The organism is Ensifer meliloti (assembly GCF_030064585.1).
GTDB lineage: Bacteria > Pseudomonadota > Alphaproteobacteria > Rhizobiales > Rhizobiaceae > Sinorhizobium > Sinorhizobium meliloti.
This window is the reverse complement of the sequence record NZ_CP120366.1, coordinates 1,398,739-1,418,903: the sequence shown is the minus strand read 5'-3', so window position 1 is coordinate 1,418,903 and position 20,165 is coordinate 1,398,739. Positions and strand designations below refer to the sequence as shown.

The following is a 20,165-nucleotide window of genomic DNA, read 5'->3' as shown; positions in this document are numbered from 1 at the left end:
GGTCTGGCCCTCATCCTTTCTGGGACGTGCTCATGGTTTCCGCCGCGAGCTTGATCGCCGCACGGACGCGGTTATAGGTGCCACAGCGGCAGATATTGGTGATTTCCGCGCTGATATCGTCGTCGCTTGGGGTTGGTGTGCTGTTGAGCAGGGCGGCAGCCGCCATGATCATGCCGGCCTGACAGTAGCCGCATTGCGGAACGTCGAGCGCAAGCCAGGCTTGCTGGACCGGATGAGAGCCGTCCTCGGACAAGCCCTCGATCGTGACGATCTGTTGATCCTGCGCGATCGCGCTTGCCGGCATGGTGCAGGAACGCGTCGCCACGCCGTCGATAAGCACGGTGCAGGCGCCACATTGCGCAACCCCGCAGCCGAATTTCGTGCCGGTGAGGCCCGCCTGTTCACGGAGCACCCAGAGAAGTGGCGTCTCCGGATCCACTTCGATATCCCTTGTTCGGCCGTTTATGGTCAATCGAGCCATGACATGATCCTATCGTTAGCGAGGAGAACGACGGCGGCGCACCGCCGGCATTCGCGTTGAACCGACCGGGGGAATGCCTAGTGGACCGGCCCTGTCGAAAGATTTTGCAGATAGGTGATGATGGCCGAGCGTTGCGCCTGATCGCGAACGCTCACGCTCATGGTCGTACCCGGCACGGCCTGGCGAGGATTGTTCAAGTAGGCGTGGAGGCGTTCCTCATCCCAGACGAAGCCGGAGGCGCTGAGCGCCTTCGAGTAGCGAGCGTCTGCGACACTGCCGGCAGCACGCCCGAAAAGCTCGGAGAGATGCGGGGCGGCGCGATTTTCGCCTGGGTCCACACTGTGGCAGGAGCCGCAACGGCTGCGGAAAAGCCTCTCGCCCTCGGCAGCGGCCGGTTCCTGTGCCAGACTCGCGTCGGGACAGAGCAGGATGCCGAGAATGCAGGCGGAGATCAGATGCTTGTTCTTCATAATGGTCCTCCGAACGGGCGGCTGCAGGGAGGGCGGAATGCCTCCGATGGAGATCGCTTCGAGAACCAACGGTAGTCGTCATTTGTCGCAGAGATTTGCCGCGGGAACGGCTGAGTTGTAACGAATTATCTCAGAAGCATGCTGGATAAGCCGCGCGCCAAACAGGCTGGCCGCCTGCCACAGACGCAGGGCGATCGAGTTCCCACGCCTCGGCGATAGGTTTGGCCCCTCAAGGTTTGCTCCGCCTGCGCGAGCTGTCCCGGCGGAAGTGCCCCGGATGAATATTCGGCCCTGCTGAGTTTTATATGCCGCATGCTCGGGCCGCCACGCGGCTTTGAATTTATATTTCCGGCTCCTTAAACCAAGCCACCCGGCATATCCTGATACAAATTACCATCGAACCTGGGAAAATATTGCGACAAGTTGCGGCTAAGCTTCGACCATCAATTCATCCCGCAAGGAAGTCCTGGAGCATGAAACGTAAACTCGCCGAGAGTGAGCCTGGGTATGTTCGTGATCGCCGTGAAGCTGTTGCGCGGCCAGCGGCGAATGTACTAGCGGGTTTACTTCTGAGCGCAGCTTCGATCCTCTGCGCCGCGATGATTGTTCCGGCGGCTGACCTTATCGAAGAGACCTGCACGGCTCAGACCGCAAGTGTCGAAAAACAAGCGCCGTGCCTGAAGCCGGCCCCGGCTCAGGTCTACGGCGCGCAAGCTTCATTGCAGCACACAAGCTGAAAGCCGACGTGGGCGTCGCCCGCCAACCAAGGGAGGGCGCGGCCGCACGCATCGCCATTGCACCGCCGGGATGCCGTATGCGCTCGACGCCGATCTGGACGGTAGGGTTGCCGTTATCGGCGCAGGGGGCCGCCGGAACGCCTATCCACAGCCAAGATAGCAGCGCTTCAAGCGCCCCGATCCGACTTGGGAAGCGTTATCGTCGCGCTCAGGCCATTCTTCAGTCGCGACAGGGTGATGTCCCCGCCGTGGTGGCGAACGGTTGCCCGGGCGATCGACAGGCCTAGGCCAACCCCGCCTGTTTCGCGATTTCGCGAGGACTCCAGTCGGAAGAATGGCTCAAAAACACGCTCGAAATCTGCTTCGGGAATCCCGGGCCCCTTATCCTCAATTGCGATTCGAACGGAGGAGGGCGTCTCATTGAGCTGGACGCGAGCCTCGTTGCCGTAGCGCACGGCGTTTTCGATCAGGTTGCGGACGGCGCGTCTGAGCCCGTCCGGACGACAGCGATAGGTGATCTTGGGGCTATCGAGAAATGTTACATTTTGCCCGAGGTCAGCAAGGTCGTCACAGAGGCTTTCGATCAGAGCGGTCAAATTGACGGTGCGTGTTGCCTCCGTCACCGCCTCCTCGCGCGCAAAGGCAAGCGCTGCCTCGGTCATCGTCTGGATCTCTTCGATCGTCGCCATCATTTTCTGCTGAGCGTCGCTATCCGTCACAAATTCAGCCCGCAGACGCAGCGAAGTCAGCGGTGTGCGAAGATCGTGACTGATCGCGGCGAGCATGCGCGTCCTATCCTCGACGAAGCGCGTAAGTCGCGCCTGCATCCGGTTGAAGGCCTCCGTCGTCCTGCGGATATCATCGGGGCCGGTTTCAGGCAGTGGCTCGACGGATTGGCCTCTGCCGAGCGCCTCCGCGGCGCCGGCCAGCCGGCGCATGGGTCTTGCCATGCGGTTAGCTACGAAGACACCGATCAACGCAAGCGTTGTGGCGGTGACAGCGAGCGAGACGAGGGACTGCGTGTTCCAGAAAGGATTCGGCATCGTCTTGCGATAGACGGAGTTCAGCCAACGCCCGTCGCTGAGTTGGACCGCAAGCCCCATGCCGTGGGAATCGCCGAGCGGCAGAAACTTGGCAAATCGGGGCAGGGTCCATATGTCGGACGAAAGGCGCGTCCAGCCCTCGGAGGCAATTGCCCTCTCGAAAAGCTGGAGACCCTTGCCTGACGGCGTCTTGGCTGGCGCAGCCGAGGTTAGCTCAGGCGGGCGATAGGCTGGGAGCAGGTTGGGTAGCGGCTCCTCCAGTTGCGCGACTGCCTGTTTTCGCCAGGCGAGCGTATCGACGGGATCCTGTCCCGACATCCAAAAGCGTGTATACGTTGTTCCGCTTGCCCGCAGGACATCGGTATGGAAACCTGGAGGAATGGACTCGAGCAGAGTTGCAAGCGACGCCGTGCGGCTCAAGAATTCACCCTTCGATGCCGCACGCAAAGCCTTGTCGCGTTCGTCCCAGGAGATCAGAAACCCGATCACTTGCGACAACACAAGCGCCATCAACAGAAAACAGATGAACTGAGCCGCGAGGCTCTTCCTCCACCATCGCATCAGTAGGCTTCTACCTCCGCCACGAAGCTGTATCCTCCACCCCAGTGCGTCTTGATCAAAGATGGATTTTTCGGGTCGCTCTCGATCTTCTTGCGCAACCGACTGACCTGGTTGTCAATGCTGCGATCGAAGCTCTCGGCGGCTCGCCCTGCGGTCAGATCAAGTAGCTGGTCACGGCTCAAGACCATACCGGGGTGTTCCAGGAAGGCATTGAGCAGCCGGAACTCCGCCGTGCTCAACGCCACGCTGACGCCATCGCGTCCGACGAGCTCCCGGCGTCCGGTGTCGAGTTCCCAGATATCGAAGCGGATGGTCTTGGCCTTGATCCTCCCGCGCTGGGGAGGAAGGCTGTTGACACGCCGCAGCACCGCCCGGATTCTTGCCAGGAGTTCGCGCGGGTTGAACGGCTTGGTGATGTAATCGTCGGCGCCGAGTTCCAGGCCGACGATCCGGTCCGTCCCGTCCGCCATCGCTGTCAGAAAGATGACCGGAAGCTCCGTTGTCGTGCGCAACTGACGGCAAACGGTCAATCCATCCTCGCCGGGCATCATGATGTCCAGCACGACGAGATCTGGGGCGCCTTTTTCCAGAAGACGTCGAAGCGCTTCGCCGCTTTCCGCGAGGGAAACGCGGTAACCCTGTTGTGTCAGATATTTTCCTACCAGGTCGCGAATATCGCGATGATCATCCACAACGGCAATGTGAGGGGTCGATTGCATATGGGTCCGCCCGGGGTGGAGTTGTCCTTAGAAACACATACCGCCACCGCTGAGGCGCCGCATTGAAAAAAGTGTATCAAACGGTATCAGTTGCGAAACTTCTATCGGTGGCCACGGCATTCTACCGCATACCCATATTTGCGCTGCAGCATGGCCGAGAGGTATAATTGAGGGCAGCGCAAGGCACCTACCCCGCCGCAACCTTGTTACACTTGGTCACAAACCGCGCATCGCGTCGCATACCCGTGCGACAAATCACGCCTAGGGTTCTCCCGTCCGAGGCCGTGCGTTCTCGCACCAGTCGTGACGTCGTCGCCATCGCGCCCCGATACCTCCCGAACCGGGGCGCGATGGAACAACGGACAAAGGAGAATTCCATGACAATCAAGCATTACATCGCAGCCGCTCTTACGTGGTTTGTTGTACTTGCGAGCGTCGCACCGGCGCTCGCCAACTTCGACTACTATGAAGGCGTCGACATCAATGCGAAGCGCGGCGCCGCTTCGGCCGTCAAGAAACCCGGCGGCGGCGCCACCGGTGGCATCAGGACAAATGCCGCCACCTATGGCTTTCCAAGCACGGCGAAACCGGTTCTACGGGTCGTGAAGGGCGGTGAAGGTGAATACTACCAGGGACTCAGCCGCCAGTGATCCAAACGACTTCGGGCGCTCCGGTGAGACAAATCAGCCTTCAGACTGAAAGAGGAGTTGGCACCGGGCCGCCCGGGGGTGCAAACTCCAATATGCATCAAAGGTTTCGCTCGGCCATCGGGCTAAATCCTCATAAAAGCCTCGCGATCTGCCTCCGATCGATCTGGCAGCGCCGTGTCAGGCCGAACTCAGGCGTGTTGACCCATAACGATCGCAGGCTCAAGGCTGCGCTCATGATCATGAACGCAACATCGAATAGCGCTCCCCATCGGCATCAAACGTGCCATCGCTACGTCCTCGGGAAGCAATGTAGATGCACATTGCAACCGCAGCCTAGCACGAGGGTCGCTGACGCCAGAACAAAATCACCTGATGAAAGCGGGCGTCAGCAGTACACTGCGGAGCGGTGCCGCAGGCGCAAGGCCGGCAGCACGTCGATTTCCGCGTTTCCCGTCGCGGCAATCAGGGCGTCATGGCCAGCTTCGACTTCTTGTCGACCCATTGCGGCGGAGCACCGTATTTTGAGGCAACGACGCCCAGCAGTCCCGGAGCACGGCCGAACGTTTCGCAGGCTGCATATTTCGGCTTTCCGCCGAACCACGACTTGACGCGCTGCCGCGAAGGTATCGACAGGTTCAACCCCTTCGGCTCCTTGCCAGTGATCAGCAGCCGCGATAAGTCGCTTGCGAACTTCGTCGCCAGACCGTAGGCGTCCCCGACCTGCGACACACGAGGATTGTCCTGGATCGAGTTTGCGCCCCGCGCCCAGAGCATCGCCGCGCTTTGGATTCCAGCCCTGTCTACTGCTTCAGCCTCAACCGCAAGTCCGCCCAATCCGAACGGCAGGCGCGGAATGCTGATAGGCAGCGCGAAACCGGAGCCGACGCTGACCGCCGTAGCAACACCCGCCATCGCCTTGTTGGTCGGAACGATGTCGGCGACGGTCGAATGAACGGTCAAGTCCGCCGGCTGATCGGCCGGAACCATCTGATACTTGTCGCTGAGCGCGACGCACAACGCACGATCGAGTGCATTCGTCACTAGAAAACGGTCTGCGTCGGACTTGATCTTGGACGCTGCACTGAAAGAGAATGTGGTCGGCAGGATCCGAACGGTCTTCACCTGCGCCAGATGGCGGCCGTCGACGTAGATCTGCTTTTTTGCCAGCGTCCCTTTGGGAGGACTGAGCTTGCTGTAGGAGCCGAGCGTTCCGGCCTGTTTAATTGGCACGGACGTGCATCCGGCAGCCACGGCGGTCAGAAGCAGCACGATCGACGACGAGAATAAATGTTTGATCGAAAAGGGAAATGACAGGCGAGATTTGCTGGAATTGCTGCGCACGCTCACGGGCCTCCGTCGTTGACTGTGCTAAGGACAGTGGTCAGCAACAATTGCCGCAGCATTACAGACATCGACGGGGCGGGGCTTGCCGCACCGGGCACAGGAAGAGGCGCCGCGGCAGCAACGAATGTCCAAGCCAACACAGGCGAGGGCCCGTCCGTCAAAGCCAGAACGTGACTTCGGTTCCCGTCGGGCCGCTCTTCAGGCTGACACCACCGCCGTGATTTTCGACGATCTGCTTGACGAGGCTGAGACCCAAGCCGGCGCCCTTGCTGCTGGGAGAAACCCGGTAGAATGGCTCAAACACCAGTTCCTGCTGATCGTCGGGAATGCCGCTTCCCTCGTCGGTCACGCCGATCCGGCCGTCTGCAGACACCGAGATGGTGATTGCGCCGGTGTTGCCGCCATATTCGATCGCATTGCGGACCAGGTTGCTGATTGCGCGTTCCAGGGCAGAGGGGCTCCCCTGGCGCACGAGATGTTCGATGGCGCTTTGCAGGGAAATCTGATAGCCGGCCCCGATCGCCAGCGGGGCGAGATCGGCCACCACCGTCTGGGCAATCGCGACGAGATCGACTGTCTCATGAAGTTCGGTCGCTTGGTCGTTTCGTTCGAAAGCAAGAAGCTGCTCGGCCGTGTCGGCCAGGCGTGCGACGTCCTTGAGCATTCGTCCGCGTTCCATGCCCTCCGGCATTCCGTCGATGCGGGTCTGCATGATGGCGATCGGCGTCCTGAGCTCATGGGCAGCATCGATCAAGAAGCGCTGGCGCTTTCGAAATTCGCTCTCAAGTCGCTCGAGTGCACCATTGAACGCGATGACAAGGGGAGCGACTTCCCGCGCAACCCCCTCGACGGGCAGGCGCGTATCCGGTCGGTGTGGCTCGATCTCCGAGGCTTTCTGCGCGACATCGCTTACCCTTGCAAGTTCGCGTCTGACGATCTGCGGAACGGCAACAAAAATCGCTGGCAGCGTGATCGCAATCAACGACACGTAAATCGGATAGGCTCGCAGCAACAACGCGAGGACCGGCCAACCTTTGCTGCTTGCGCCGCCGGAAAGTATTCTGACCTCACCGATCGCCGTTTCTGCACTGTCTATCGTCGCGATCTCCCTGGTGACGGCCGAGCCACGGATGTCGGCATCATCGAACAAATGCACCAGCCCCGCCAATTGGGCGTAGGCCGGCGGGATGGTTCCATAGGAGACGTGGGCACCGTCTGTGGTGGCCGCGACGAACCAGAGCGTGGCGTTCTGCTGTTTCAGCACCTGAAGCCCCGGCGTTTCCCGCAGCAGGAAGCGTCCCTGATGGTCGCGTGCCGCAGCTTCGCCGATGACCGCGCCGACTGTTTCCTCCATCGCCATGTTCGGAGACATGATCGTGGTTGCCCATACGCAAAGCCCGATGATCACCGCGGCAACCACGGCGACGATCACCAGGCTGAGTTGCCAGCTCAGCCGCCACCACAGAGACGGGTTCGATGTTTTCGCCACGCGTTTCATTCGTCCTTCAGCAGATATCCGACCCCGCGGATGTTATGGATGGCGATGCCAGCGCCCGCATCGAGCAATCGCTTGCGCAGCCTCGAAATATGCGCGTCGAGCGCGTTGGACTGGATCTCTTCCTCGTAGTTGTAGACGGCGGCCTCCAGCGTCGAGCGCAGGACCGTCTTGTCTTTGCGCTTGGCCAGTGCGACGAGAACGAGAAGTTCACGCCTTGGAAGATCGAACGGAGCGGCATCGATCGCGACGCTCAAGTTGAGCGGATCAATGCTCATGCGCCCGACGGTCAAGACAGGTTCGGCAAGGTTCGTCGGGCGGCGGAGCACCGCCCTGACGCGCGCCATCAGTTCCTCGACAAGAAACGGTTTGCCGAGATAGTCGTCGGCGCCGATGTCCAGACCCTTGACGCGTTCCAATGGCTCGTTTCTGGCCGTCATCACGATAATAGGAGTATCTCGCCCTGAGCGCCGCAACATCGGAATGAGCGTCAGCCCCTCGCCGTCGGGCAGACGACGATCGAGGAGGATGGCATCGTAGTCGTTCTGTAGCGTCAGTTCGAAGGCATCGGCAAGGCGCGCCGTTTGATCGGTGACGATGCCATGCTTGCTCAGCGCGACGGCGAGTGCCGCGGCCAGTTCCTTCTCGTCCTCGATCAAAAGAAGTCTCATCGTTGCACCGCTTTCTCTCGCTGCCTTCTCAACGGCTAGGATTGCGGCAGCATTACAAGAGACGAAGGAACTTATGTGCGCATTATCGCTCCAGGATGCACCGGCGTCGCCATTCCGTGTCTGGCATCGTAGGGATAGTTCGGATGGTCCTTGTGATTGATCGTCGAGAATGTCGAGAAGTTTGGCGACCGCCGCGGCAGAAACACCAGTAGCCGAAATACTCGTCGTATCTCGACAGATGGCTCTCGTTCCAATGAGCGTCGCTCATGGCCGGGTACCACCGCTGCATGAAGCCGTCGAGTTGCAAGGCCCGGTCCTTGCCTGCACAATAGAGCACCGATAAGGCTCGGATAGGGATCGGGCCGAAGCAGCCGCCGGGACGGATCGTGCGGCCGCCTTCCGAGATATCCCGCGCGCACGTCGACCAGCGCGTCGCAGGACTGTCCTGCAGCGGCGCAAGCGCCAGAAATTCAAACACAAGGGTGCATTTGTGGCGAGGGACCTCGAAGAGAATGCACCACCAGGCCAGGATGCGGTACGGTTCGTCGATCGTAGCCTTAAAGCATGCGACCGCTGGGTCGCCCGCCGAAAAGTCTGTTCAGCCGAAGGATCATCGACAAGGCGTCGAGTGCGCTGCGGACCAAATCTAGCACCTCGGCATCTGTGCGATGCGCCGAAAAGCCGGCGACGGCGTTTTGACAGGACGTGCGGAACAGATCCCAAGCAAACCCCAGCCGCTGTGAGGGGCGAGCCGCGGGCCACCGGCGCAGAAAGCAAGCTCCTCGGCGAGTTCCGCGTTTACCGCAAGGTAAATGGTAAAGTGTCCTTGGCTCTTAATTTGATGTTTCATGTTGTCCTTGTCCATAGAGACGGATCTCACCACTCAGGCCCCTTCGGATCGATCAGGACAGTGCGAGCCTCGTCTTCGGTAGAGGACCGTCTGGTCTTTTTCGGACTGGCGACGTCGAAGAGCCGCTTTATGAACGCAGCCGTGTCGAAACGGCTTGCGGCTTTCGTGTCATCGGCCCGTGTGGTGTTCTGGAAGACGAAGGCGTCGATATTGACCACGGGAAGCGCGGTGATCTGGCGTATCGTCTGAATGCCGGCCGTGTATGTCGCCGCCACGTCGAAGCGGCCGATCCCCGCCGCGGCCTGGAGTTCAGACACCGTGACGGCCGTCGTGACGACCATGCCGTGAGACGTCAGCAGTTCGCCCATGCGGACGGCAATGTCCGGTTGTTTGGCATAAAGGAGGACGGCGATCGGTCCTGGTTCGCGCAATGATTGCATTGAAAGATCCGATGAAAGGCGCTGCCGGTCGGCAGAGCCGGTTGCGATGTTAAGCCAACATCGCGGCGATTGGCTTGCCGCGATGTCTTTTGGTCGGCGCCTTAGAACCGGTAGCCGACGCCGAGGGGGCGAAGGGCTGGACATCCTCCTTGACAATCGGACTGTCTTTGGCATCCCCCAGCAGAAAGCCGCGCCCGCGGCCCCGGTGACCATCCAGTGCTCGGTCCACAGATAAGTAGTCGTTCCCTTGATATCGACGCGTTTGAAACCGTACTCGGCGGGACCGGAGCGCGCCGACTGGGCCGCGTTGATCCCGAAATAGGATTCCATGTGCTTGTCGTCGGCCCAGGTGCCGGAGAGATCGGCCGAGAAGATGAACCGTTCGTATTGATAGGAGGCTTTCGTTCCGACGGTGCCCGTCAGCCCCTCGCTGCCGCCGATCGTCTTGTCGAGCGCAGCATAGAACTCGAAAGGCCCGGTCTCGAAGCTCACCAGGCCTCCGACCACGCCGCCCGGATCGATGTCGCCCAGACCGCGAAGGTAATAGGAATCGTCCTCCTTTCGGCCCATGTCTGCGCCACCGGTGATGGCGAACCTGAAACCGCTCTGCTTCCAAACGTCGACCTTCAGCCCGTCCGTATCGAGGAAGACGCGGTCGCCGAAGTGCGCGGAGATGAGCGGGAAAGGCTGGACCTCATATTCGTCCGACCCTTCATACTCGGGAAGATAGACTGCGCCGAAGCCGGCGGTCACTTTCCAGTCGTGAAGCTTTCCGCGAATGCCGCCGACGCGTTCCTCCTCCTCGCTCGCGATGGGGATGTCGGCTTCCCCGGTATTGAAGTCGGCGGCGAGCGCGGCGGCCGGAGACAGCATCCAAGCCATCCCGATCGCTGCGAACGCAATATTGGCCCTCGTTCCCTCACGCATTGAGACGAAGGGGACACGCGCGAAGGCTTCGGACCTCGCTGTTTCATGGCGAAGTCGTTTCTCTGTGGTCACTTGGATATCTCCAGTTTTGACTGCGCAGAAGCCGCAAGCAAGCGGTTTGCGCTGGAAGAGTGGGGGAGGAGAGTTGCCGCTACATTACAACTTCGAAACGCCGCCTGGAGACGGTACCGAACGGCGGCACCGCGGCGGTGGACTCACTGCGGGCGACGCTGGCGAGCGAAGTAAGCGGTCTCGCCTGCTTGCTGCTATTGAAGCATCCGCCCGGAAATAATGATCAGCATGACGATCGGACCGCCAAGCAGCGCTGCGAACATCAGCGCCGAAAGCAATACCCGGCCGAGCAGGCGCGGTAGAAATCTCTTCTTGCCGCCATCGGTCTATCTCGCCTGCGTGGCATCGGGATGCTGCGGCAAAGCGCGTGAGCGGCGCGTGACCCGCAGCCTTACGCTGTCGATCAAGGAGAGGGCGGCAGGAACGACGACGAGCGTCAGGATGGTCGAACTGATGAGGCCTTCGATCACGGCGTGCGCCATGGGTGCCCGCTGTGCGCCGGCACCTGCGGCTGTCATGGCAAGCGGGAGCATGCCGAAGATCATCGCAAGTGTCGTCATGACGATCGGGCGCAACCGCACCATAGCGGCATTTTCCAGCGCTTGCGACAGCGGCAGTCCGCGCCGGCGTTCCCGGTTGGCGAAATCGACCAGCAGAATGCCATTCTTGGTCACGAGCCCCATCAGCATGATGAAGCCGATCATCGAACACATGTTGATCGTGCTTCCGGCGATCAGCAATCCGGCAAGCACGCCGACCAAGGAGAGAGGGAGCGCTGCCATGATGGCGGCCGGCTGGCTGAAGCTTCCAAATTGCGACGCCAGCACGACATAGATGAAGATGACCGCCATGACCAGCGGCTTCAGCATGCTGGTCGCCGCCTTGCCCAGATCTTCGGCGTCTCCGCCGAACTTGATTCGGTATCCGGACGGCAGCTTCTGGCGGGCAATCCGCGGTGCGAAACCAGCCCTTGAAGTCGGTACTCCATTCGTCGTTCACTGACGTTACCGCTGCATACGGCCGCCGCTGGTCGATGGGCCGACGGCGGCGCTTCACCGGCGCAACCAGTCCGGCCTGCTTGAGGATGTCTCCAATCGTCGACGCCGCAGGCCAGGTTACCTCCGGCGTCTGACGCCTAAGCTTTGCCAACAGCTTGCGCGGTCCCAGATCGGGAAAACGTTGCCGCATTGCGACGATCTCTTCGTTCAGCGCCTCCGCGGTCCGGTGCGGGCAGTGTAGTGGCGCGTGCGAGGGATCCATGAACCAGTCCGCAGCTCCGCTGTCGCGCCGACTGCGCCACGCGTAAAACGTATCGCGGCAGACGCCGTATCGACGGCAAAGCTCCGAAACGCTCCAGTTCCCGCTGTCATACTCCGCAAGCATCCGAACCCGTTCTTCCATCCGACAAGTCTCGTTAAAACGGCATCAAAAGGTCTCCCTTCGATGCCAATCTAACCTGTCGACAATCATTCCGCTCTAATCTGCCGATAATCTACCCGGTCTTAACCAGGGGGAACACCCGCCCGAGGCGGAGCCGAAGGGGCGACGCAAAATCCGCCTGGAGCGGATCCGCGTCGATCCTGCACGGAGCGAGCCGAGGGCGAGCGGAGGAAGGACGGGAAGACCGATTTTCCCTTGCAGGGGAGAGGCGGGCAGAGCCCTCTTTCCCCTCCGAAGCAGACAATGAGCATACTAGGCGAAGGCGCGGCCGAAGCCAGTTCGCGCACCGCTTGACCGGTTAAAAGGGCAGCCGCAGGAAGTTTAGCATAGCCCCGCCCTAAGGGCGGAAACCGGGACCGACTGCACCTGGCAACGGTTCATTTGGTCTTCCACCTCTGGTGCCGGCGTTTCCCACAAGCCTCCGGCGCGGGCGCGGGTTCCCTTCGGCTGCTTCGCTCACTGATGCTCGCTGCGGCCGCTCGTGCCGGCTATGCCGGCGCGGCTGGAAAACGCCTCCGGGGAATTCGGGCCGCGGCGTGAACGCTGAACTTCTCAATAGGGTGGGATGCGGTCATTCGCTGCGTCTTAAACGAACGACAGCTTTTGGGCCGACGAGCGGCCGCTTGCAAATCAGCGGCTGAAGCCGACGCGGAGCTGCCGCTTGTCAATATCCAGGGCATCCCCACCCAGGCCAATTCTTGACGACATCGACTTCAGTCCTTTGGCCGCTGTTGCCCCTTGGTCCAACTTCTCTTCGATCATCCTTCGACCGATAATCAGGCCGGCTCTCAAGATGCGTGCTGCCCTTTGGCTGGGGGATTAGCTTCCAGCACAAGCGATAGGCCCGCAGGGGAGGATATACCGGCGAGAGCGACTCCGGCTTGCAATCACTGCCGTACCGGCCGTGGCGTGCCGATAAGGGTACACCGTATGCATTTCGGATTTAATCAATATTGATCGAGGAGTAGAGCATGAGCCGTCCAGATGCCGAAAAGCGCGGAAACGCGCAAGATTCCTTCACGATAGATCGTCGAAGCCTCCTTCTGGGCGGTACGGTCCTTGCGGCTGCCGCTGCGGCAAGCGGTGCTGCGGCAGTTCGTACCGCACAGGCCCAGGAGCAACCGGCGGCAAGCACCAGCAAGCCGCCGAACGTCCTCGTCATCTTCGGCGACGACATAGGCATTCCACAAATCAGCGCCTACACCATGGGCCTGATGGGTTATCGTACACCGAACATCGATCGTATTGCCGCCGAGGGTGCGATCTTCACCGATGCCTATGGGCAGCAGAGCTGCACCGCAGGGCGCGCTTCCTTCATTCTCGGCCAGGAACCGTTTCGCACGGGGCTGCTGACGATCGGCATGCCCGGCGACCCACACGGCATTCAGGACTGGATGCCGACCATCGCCGACGTCATGAAGTCCAAGGGTTATGCGACCGGCCAGTTCGGCAAGAATCACCTGGGCGACCGCGACGAGCATCTGCCGACAAACCACGGCTTCGACGAATTCTTCGGCAACCTCTACCACCTGAATGCCGAAGAGGAGCCGGAAGGCTACTTCTATCCGAAGGACGAGGAATTCCGGAAAAACTTCGGGCCGCGCGGTGTCATCAAATCGAGCGCGGATGGAAAGATCGAGGATACCGGAGCACTCAACACCAAGCGCATGGAGACCGTCGACGAAGAGTTCCTCGCGGCCGCGAAGGATTTCATCGATCGCCAAACGAAGGCCGACAAGCCGTTCTTCTGCTGGTTCAACTCGACCCGCATGCACGTGTTTACCCACCTGAAACCGGAATCCATGGGCAAGACCGGCAAGGGCATCCACGCCGACGGCATGGTGGAGCATGATGGCCATGTCGGCCAGCTGCTGCAGCAGCTCGACGACCTCGGCATCACCGAGAACACGATCGTGCTCTACACGACCGACAACGGCGCCGAGCTCGCTTTGTGGCCGGATGGCGCGATGACCATGTTCCATGGCGAAAAAGGAACGACGTGGGAAGGAGGCTTTCGCATTCCCATGATGGTGCGCTGGCCGGGCGTGGTGAAGCCGGGCACGCAGATTAACGATCCCGTGACGCTGATGGACTGGATGCCGACCTTCGCGGCCGCGGCCGGCATCGCTGATGTCAAGGAGCAGATGAAGACGGGCTTCAAGTCCGGCGACAAGACCTTCAAGGTCCATCTCGACGGCTACGACCTCACCGCCCTCCTGAAGGGCGAGGCTAAGGAGCCGCCCCGCGAAGCGGTCTACTATTTCGATCAGGGCGGCAACCTGAATGCCATCCGGTGGAATGACTGGAAGCTCAGCTTTGCCGTCAACAGCGAGGGCAACATCGCCACAGCCACCCGTGAGACGCCAAGTTGGGCGAACATCGCCAATCTTCGAATGGACCCCTATGAACGGGGGACGAAAGAAGGCGGAGGCGCCATGGAGTTCATAGCCCGAAACATGTGGCTCCTCGTGCCGATCCAGAGCAAGATCAAGGAGTTCTTCCAGGATTTCGACCAGTACCCCTACCAGCCCGGCAGCACGCTTAACGCTAGCGGCATAAACTACAACCTGTTGCAGCAGCAGGCCGCGCTCAAGCGGCTTGGCGAGCTGGAGCGCCTGGCTCCTCGCTAGCCCAAAAGCGGGAGGCGAGATTTCTCGCGCCTCCCGCTTTTCCTGTTGTAGGTTTGCAGGATCCCGAACCTTGCCAATCCTACAGCGCCGCGCGTTTTGTCAGACGCGCAAAGGTGCTGTAGCACTTTGATTTACCGCATTTTTTGGCCTAGCTCGGATGCGATTAATAAGCATCACGGTCGATCGCCGCTGCCCTCGCGGGTGGCGTCCGCTCCGATCATGGCGGGATTGAGCGGGGGCAGCGCGGCTCGGCGGCCACCCCATGCCTCGTCGCCTCTCACCATCCAGAGCTTCCGCGCCTTTCGGATGCCGGGAAGAAGCGGTTTCATGGGCGCTTCCGGCAAGGACTTATCCGAAAAGCCATATTGTGCTCTTTGATAGGCGTCGTAGGCGTTGCGCGTCTTGATGTCGGCAAAGCGATCAAGCCAGCGCCCAAAGGGGACAAGCCCTGCCCTGCGCGACCAGGCGTCGAGCGCCTTCGCCATCTCGGCTGTAGAGCCGTCGTGGCAGGCATGTTCGAAGCGCCGGAAATAGGCCGCTTCGGATTCCCGGCGAGCCGATTGACGCTTTTCCCAACGACTTTCCAGCCACGACAGGCCGCGGGCGAGGAACCAGATTGCAACGCCGGTCGCTGAAGCGGCGGCCGCGATGGCGCCAGCAAGCGACCAATCGAAAGGCGCGGGCTCGGCTCCGGGCATTGGCGGTGCTATCGCTGTGGACGACGCGGGAGCAGCCGCAACCGACACGCTCACAGCAGGCGCGCTTGCCGACTGCGTCATCGCCGTCGTCGGATCGAACCAGCTGAGGTCGATTGCCGGGAGCAGGAAAGTCCCGGAATTCTGGAAGAGGTAGCCCGCAACGTCCTTGCGCACGCCGGCAACCGGCTGGCCGTTGCGGTCCGTTTCTTCCGAAAGTGCGGGATCCTGCCGGTAGAGGCGCACCCCCTCCGGTGCTGAAAAATCCGGCTCGGGGATCATCATGGCGCGAAGTCCTACGGCGCGCACGGTGACCGTCCGGACCAGTGTGTCACCCGCCTTCAAAGCTGCCGGATCCCGATCCAGCTCCTGGCGGATGCTGACCTTTGCGGCAACCACACCGGGACGTTCTCCGGCACTCGCCGGCGCTTCCCGAACGGTGAAGCGAAGCGGTGGAAGCGTAACTTCACCGCGGGTGGCCTGAGGAGGTACTGCCGCATAGCCGAAAGTGATCACGGCAGGAGGCAAGGTGAAATCGCCCGGCGACTGGGGCGTGACGATATAGGTGCGGCGAATGCCGGAGTAAGAGGTCCCGTCGATCGTTTCGTTGAGGTTGAGCGCCCGCCCGTCGTCAAGCGTCACGATCGCGCCCGGCAGGTCGATCGCAGGGAACTGCGGCGGTTGCAGGAAGTAGTTCGGGACGAGCACGTCGACGTCTATGAGAATTTGCTGGCCGGCATAGAGCGTTCCCTTCGACTGCAGTGAAGCCCGGGCGAGCGGATCGGCGGATAGGGCCGGGCCTGCGGCAGCGATCCAGCAGAACAGCGCTGCAATAAGCCGGTACAAACGTGACGCTCGCGTCATCATTGCCGGTTCCCTTCCGATGCCTCGATCGCGAACTTGCGTGCCAGAAGGGCGGCCGGCGAAACCTGGATGTTGCGCATCCACATCTCCGCCGTCTGCGCGCCCGCCTGAACCTGACCTTCCTTGCCGTGCTTGGCCTTGTCGTCGAACTGGACGTCGTCCGGATCCAGTCCGGCGGCCTCCTGCTGCTTTTCCTCTTCCTGCTTGTCCTTCTCTTTCCTGCGCCGTTCCGCCAGCGCCAGATTGGTCTTTGCCTCGGCCCAATCGGCGCGCTGCCTGAGAGCCTGCCGGTAGGCGGCGATCGCTTCGTCGGGCTTGTCCAGATGCATCAGGGCGTTGCCTTGATTGAAATAGCTCTCCGGTGCCGTGGACTGGGCAAAGGCGTCGATCGCGTCCTGGTAACGGCCGGCGCGATAGAACGAAACACCGCGCCATTGCGCCTCGGCGAAGTGTTCTGCCGCGGCGGCATAGTCGCCGCGGGAGAAAGCGCGTTGTCCCTGCTGGTCGGGCGTCAGCCACATGTCCGCGAGATCCGCCGCCTCCGCCCGCCCGGAGATGGCGAACGACAGGAGCACCACGATAGCCCCGAGCCAACGGACGCTCTGGCCCCGGCGGAAGGTGAACGCGACCAGGATCGCGACCGCGATGGTCAGGTACCAACCCATATCGCGCCAACGGGTAAGACCCTCCTCCGTTCTTTGTGCGAAGGACGTCTGTATACGCCGGACGATCCAGTCGACGTCGCCATCATCGAGGGTGACCGTCGCCACCTGCGCAGGGGAGGCGGACTGAAGTTCCTTCAAGGCGTCGACGTCGAGTCGCGCCTGAACGCGAGCGCCGGTGCCGTCGGTCAGATACGCGCCGCTTCCGATCTTCACGGGGCCGCCTTCTTCGGTGCCGATGCCCAGCACCATCAGGTCGTTGCGGCCCTTATATCGCGAGAAAGCGGCAGATGCGCCCTGCTCGACCCCATCGGTCAGAAACAGGATCGTGCCCGGCGCCGGCTCGGCGGCCAGGGCCGCCTCTGCGGCTTCGAGCGCCATGTCGGTATCCTTGCCTTCGACGGGCATTAGCGCTGGCGACAGCGCTGCGAGATAGGTGGCGACGAGCGACGCGTCCTCGGTCAGGGGCAGCACCATGTGGGCCGAGCCGGCATAGGCGAACAATGCCGTCCGGGCGCCTTTCCGTCTGGCCATGATGTCGCGCACCTTGAGCTTGGCGCGCTCGAGCCGCGTCGGCGAGATGTCGGTCGCATTCATCGTCTGGCCAAGGTCGACCGCGATGGCGAGCGGCGCCGTGTCTTCCACGAAGGGCGGACGCTCGCGTTCCCAGGTCGGGCCGGCCGCGGCAAGGCCCGAGAGGGCAATGAGGCCGGCCACCAGATAGACGGGCCGAAACCCGCGGACCTTGCCGTGGTCGATGAGGAGGTGGTCGAGCAGATTGGGAGCGATCAGGTGCTTCCAGCGGGAGCGCATATCCGATTGCCGGCGCATGAGCCATACGAGCAGTCCCGCCGCCAGGACAGCAAGCAGCCACCACGGGCGAAGGAAATGGAAATCGGCGATCATGCTTCTGCCTCGCTGTTACGCCTGCGGGCGGCGCGGATCGACCGAAGCCACATCAGGCCGTGATAGCCGAGCACGAGGAGAACGGCGGCACCCAGCGGGTAGTGGAACAGCTCGATGCGCGGACGCCAGCTCAGCGTCTTCTGGTTCGCCGGCGTTATGCTGTCGAGCAGCGCGTAGATATCTGCAAGCGCCTGCTGGTCCTGGCCGAAGAAATATCGCCCTCCCGTCGCCGAAGCGATCTTCTGCAGAACCGCCGTGTCGAGCTTCTCCTCCCCTTCGGCATTTGGATCGCCGATCCCGATCGCATGGATGCGGATGTTGTTCTGACCCGCGATCTCGGCTGCCTTGTCGGGCGGCATCTTGCTTGCGGTGTCGTTGCCGTCGGTCAGGACCACCAGCACTTTGTCGGGCGCCTGGCTCTCCTCGAACAGCTTGATCGACAGCCCGATCGCGTCGCCCAGCGCGGTTCGCGGGCCGGCCATTCCGGGCAAGGCGCCCGTCAGCATGGATCGGACGGTCGTATGATCCATGGTAAAGGGAACGAGCGGGTAGGGAGCGTCGCCGAAGGCGATCAAGCCCAGCCGATCATGCGGGCGGCGCTCGACGAAGTCCGCCACCACGGCCTTCACCGCATCGACCCGCGCCTCGAGATTGCCCTGCGGATCGCTGAAGTCGCGCGTGTCCATCGATTGGGAAAGGTCGAGGGCGAGCATGAGATCGCGCTGAGGCTCGGTCTTCTCGATCGGCGGCTCGACGAACTGCGGGCGGGCGAGCGCCGTCAGCACCAGAAGCCAGCAGACCGGGGCGATGATCTTCTGCAGCAGGTTGGCACGCGGCACGACCGAGCCTTCCGTCGGGCCGATGCCTGCGGCTTTGGTGATGTCCTCGAAGAAGGGAATGCGCACTGCCGGCGTCTGCTCCCGGTACGGCGGCAGCAGCCACCAGACGAGAAGCGGCGCGGGCAGGAGCATGAGGAGCCAGGGATGGTCAAGGACGTACATCGTGGGCCTCGATCCATTGGCGAGCCGCCGCGAGGGTCTGGCGCGCCTTAGCCTCGTCCGTCGAGGCTAGCGCCGACGGGCGGTATTCGCTCTCGGCGAAGAAGCGATGGGCTTCATCGTCTATCCTTGCCGTGCCGGCATATGCGCGCAGGAAATCGGACCAGCCTTCGCCGCTGAGAGAGGCGACCGTTTCCCTTTGCCAGGCCGCGAGCGCGGTGCGCTTGAGAAGCATCGGCAGGCTTTGCAAGGCGTGCCTGCGCCCGGCCGGCGTGTCGATGGCTTTTTCCAGATGGGAGAGTTCCGCGAGCGCTTCCCGGCGGTAACGGTTCCGTGCGCGTCGGCGGAGCCAATTGCAGAGGACCGCGGCGAGGACGAGCGCGACCGCCGCCATGAGCGCCGCCCAGCCCCAAGTGGCCGGCATCATCGATACGGGCGGCGGCAAGGCGATATCGGCCATCTGCCTTAGGGTGGCGTCGAGCATCGGGTCGGGCGCGGGGGTAGGATCCATCTACCGCCTCCTTTGTCGCCAGGCGAGCTGGCCGAGGAGCGTGCGCAATTGCGGTGCCACTTCTTCAGCCGCGGAGACCGGCAGCATGGGCAGCCCCATCTCTTCCTGCCACGAAAGCAGTTCGCGGCCTCTGTTGCGCGCAAAACTGCCTACCGCATCGCGAACATTGCCGCGGCCGAACTGCAACTCGGCCTGGAGCGCGCCGCCGCTCACGACCATCTCGCCCTGGTGCGGAAGATCGAGGAGGAAGGGATCGTAGACGAGAACGGCGATGACGTCGTTTGCGACGGACATTCGCAGAAGAAGGTCGCGTGTCGCCGGCCCATGCCCGTCGAAATCGCTAACGACGATGATCAGATGGTCGTGCCGGGCGAGGGCTGCGACCTTGCCGAGGACGGCATTCAGCTGACCGGGCGATCTCTCGATATCCGAGCCTGCACTGAGCGCATTGTTCTGAACCGAAATCGTTTCGGCCAAACGGATGACGGCCCCACGGCTCCGGTGCGGCCGGATGGATTCCTGCTTCAAGTCGTTGAAGACCACGCCACCGACGCGGTCGCCGAGCGCCGTCACGCGCCATGCGCAAAGCGCCGCGACCTCGGCGGCGGCTACCGATTTCATCGACCGGCGGCTTCCGAAGAACATGTTGGTGCGCTGGTCGACGATGATGAGGGCGGGGCGGTCCTTCTCTTCGTTATAGACACGCACGAAAGGCTGCCCGGTGCGGGCGGTGACGCGCCAGTCGATCGTGCGGATATCGTCCCCCGGCATATAGGTTCGAAGTTCCTCGAAGCTGAGGCCACGACCGCGCATGCGCGACTCATGGCGCCCGGCGAGGAAGCGGCGAACGGGGGCCTTGCGCAGGAACGTCAGGTCGGAGGCGATCGATTCCAGGGCCACGAGATTGTCGACGGAAACGTAGGCGCCATCCGTATCGCCAGCGGCCCGGCGTAGGATCTCCTTCGTTCTTCCGAATGCGGGCAGAGAAATTGCCATCGC

General features: G+C 62.0%; 17 protein-coding genes and 2 pseudogenes. 3 read left to right on the top strand and 16 right to left on the bottom strand.

Features of this window, described 5'->3' with window-relative positions:
* Nucleotides 1-10: 10 nt before the first annotated feature.
* On the bottom strand, nt 11-481 hold the full coding sequence (locus PZL22_RS31340; protein WP_015242247.1) for a (2Fe-2S)-binding protein: 471 nt from the start codon (nt 479-481) through the stop codon (nt 11-13).
* Between the two features lie 77 nt (nt 482-558).
* Nucleotides 559-951 (bottom strand): c-type cytochrome, encoded by a 393-nt coding sequence (locus tag PZL22_RS31335; protein ID WP_088198213.1) that lies wholly within the window; start codon nt 949-951, stop codon nt 559-561.
* 473 nt (nt 952-1,424) lie between these two features.
* Between PZL22_RS31335 and PZL22_RS31330 the strand changes: the two genes are divergently transcribed.
* Nucleotides 1,425-1,688 (top strand): hypothetical protein, encoded by a 264-nt coding sequence (locus PZL22_RS31330; RefSeq protein ID WP_088198212.1) that lies wholly within the window; start codon nt 1,425-1,427, stop codon nt 1,686-1,688.
* A gap of 167 nt (nt 1,689-1,855) precedes the next feature.
* On the opposite strand, the gene PZL22_RS31325 is transcribed toward PZL22_RS31330, so the two are convergent.
* Both PZL22_RS31325 and PZL22_RS31320 read right to left on the bottom strand, forming a co-directional pair.
* Nucleotides 1,856-3,292: a sensor histidine kinase gene (locus PZL22_RS31325; protein ID WP_028004425.1), complete on the bottom strand. Its 1,437-nt coding sequence runs from the start codon at nt 3,290-3,292 to the stop codon at nt 1,856-1,858.
* Nucleotides 3,292-4,011, bottom strand: coding sequence for a response regulator (locus tag PZL22_RS31320; RefSeq protein WP_027992214.1), 720 nt, complete (start codon nt 4,009-4,011; stop codon nt 3,292-3,294). Before PZL22_RS31320 ends, PZL22_RS31325 begins: the two co-directional genes overlap by 1 nt.
* A 377-nt stretch (nt 4,012-4,388) precedes the next feature.
* Here PZL22_RS31320 and PZL22_RS31315 point away from each other — a divergent pair, with 377 nt between their 5' ends.
* Nucleotides 4,389-4,661 carry a hypothetical protein gene (locus PZL22_RS31315; protein ID WP_127621821.1) on the top strand — a complete coding sequence of 91 codons (273 nt, stop codon included), beginning with the start codon at nt 4,389-4,391 and terminating at the stop codon, nt 4,659-4,661.
* 462 nt (nt 4,662-5,123) lie between these two features.
* Here the strand turns inward: PZL22_RS31315 and PZL22_RS31310 are convergent, their stop codons facing one another.
* The 7 genes and pseudogenes from PZL22_RS31310 to PZL22_RS31285 form a co-directional block, all read right to left on the bottom strand.
* Nucleotides 5,124-5,957: a DUF3313 domain-containing protein gene (locus PZL22_RS31310; RefSeq protein WP_234843360.1), complete on the bottom strand. Its 834-nt coding sequence runs from the start codon at nt 5,955-5,957 to the stop codon at nt 5,124-5,126.
* 205 nt (nt 5,958-6,162) lie between these two features.
* Nucleotides 6,163-7,503 carry a sensor histidine kinase gene (locus PZL22_RS31305; RefSeq protein ID WP_127621822.1) on the bottom strand — a complete coding sequence of 447 codons (1,341 nt, stop codon included), beginning with the start codon at nt 7,501-7,503 and terminating at the stop codon, nt 6,163-6,165.
* On the bottom strand, nt 7,500-8,171 hold the full coding sequence (locus PZL22_RS31300; RefSeq protein ID WP_028004428.1) for a response regulator transcription factor: 672 nt from the start codon (nt 8,169-8,171) through the stop codon (nt 7,500-7,502). Before PZL22_RS31300 ends, PZL22_RS31305 begins: the two co-directional genes overlap by 4 nt.
* Before the next feature lie 82 nt (nt 8,172-8,253).
* On the bottom strand, nt 8,254-8,460 hold the full coding sequence (locus tag PZL22_RS31760) for a hypothetical protein (protein WP_488175798.1): 207 nt from the start codon (nt 8,458-8,460) through the stop codon (nt 8,254-8,256).
* A gap of 587 nt (nt 8,461-9,047) precedes the next feature.
* The gene (locus PZL22_RS31295) at nt 9,048-10,334 is read right to left on the bottom strand and encodes a MipA/OmpV family protein (protein ID WP_234843356.1); all 1,287 of its coding nucleotides are present in this window, start codon (nt 10,332-10,334) and stop codon (nt 9,048-9,050) included.
* 452 nt (nt 10,335-10,786) lie between these two features.
* Nucleotides 10,787-11,407 (bottom strand): annotated as a pseudogene (locus PZL22_RS31290) (efflux RND transporter permease subunit); the annotation flags it as partial.
* A gap of 355 nt (nt 11,408-11,762) precedes the next feature.
* Nucleotides 11,763-11,843, bottom strand: a pseudogene (locus PZL22_RS31285) (hypothetical protein); the annotation flags it as partial.
* A 1,028-nt stretch (nt 11,844-12,871) separates the two neighbouring features.
* Here PZL22_RS31285 and PZL22_RS31280 point away from each other — a divergent pair.
* A complete protein-coding gene (locus PZL22_RS31280) occupies nt 12,872-14,530 on the top strand; it encodes an arylsulfatase (protein WP_088198206.1) in 1,659 nt (552 codons plus the stop codon).
* A 173-nt stretch (nt 14,531-14,703) separates the two neighbouring features.
* Here PZL22_RS31280 and PZL22_RS31275 read toward each other — a convergent pair whose 3' ends face one another.
* From PZL22_RS31275 to PZL22_RS31255, 5 genes are read right to left on the bottom strand one after another with little or no spacing between them, the layout of a single operon-like run.
* Nucleotides 14,704-16,089 (bottom strand): BatD family protein, encoded by a 1,386-nt coding sequence (locus PZL22_RS31275; RefSeq protein WP_234843357.1) that lies wholly within the window; start codon nt 16,087-16,089, stop codon nt 14,704-14,706.
* Nucleotides 16,089-17,657, bottom strand: coding sequence for a VWA domain-containing protein (locus PZL22_RS31270; protein ID WP_284718759.1), 1,569 nt, complete (start codon nt 17,655-17,657; stop codon nt 16,089-16,091). Before PZL22_RS31270 ends, PZL22_RS31275 begins: the two co-directional genes overlap by 1 nt.
* The gene (locus PZL22_RS31265; protein WP_088198203.1) at nt 17,654-18,658 is read right to left on the bottom strand and encodes a vWA domain-containing protein; all 1,005 of its coding nucleotides are present in this window, start codon (nt 18,656-18,658) and stop codon (nt 17,654-17,656) included. The genes PZL22_RS31270 and PZL22_RS31265 overlap by 4 nt, the downstream gene beginning before the upstream one ends.
* Nucleotides 18,645-19,166 (bottom strand): DUF4381 domain-containing protein, encoded by a 522-nt coding sequence (locus PZL22_RS31260; RefSeq protein ID WP_127621825.1) that lies wholly within the window; start codon nt 19,164-19,166, stop codon nt 18,645-18,647. Before PZL22_RS31260 ends, PZL22_RS31265 begins: the two co-directional genes overlap by 14 nt.
* Nucleotides 19,167-20,162 (bottom strand): DUF58 domain-containing protein, encoded by a 996-nt coding sequence (locus PZL22_RS31255; protein ID WP_088198201.1) that lies wholly within the window; start codon nt 20,160-20,162, stop codon nt 19,167-19,169.
* Between the last annotated feature and the right edge of the window lie 3 nt (nt 20,163-20,165).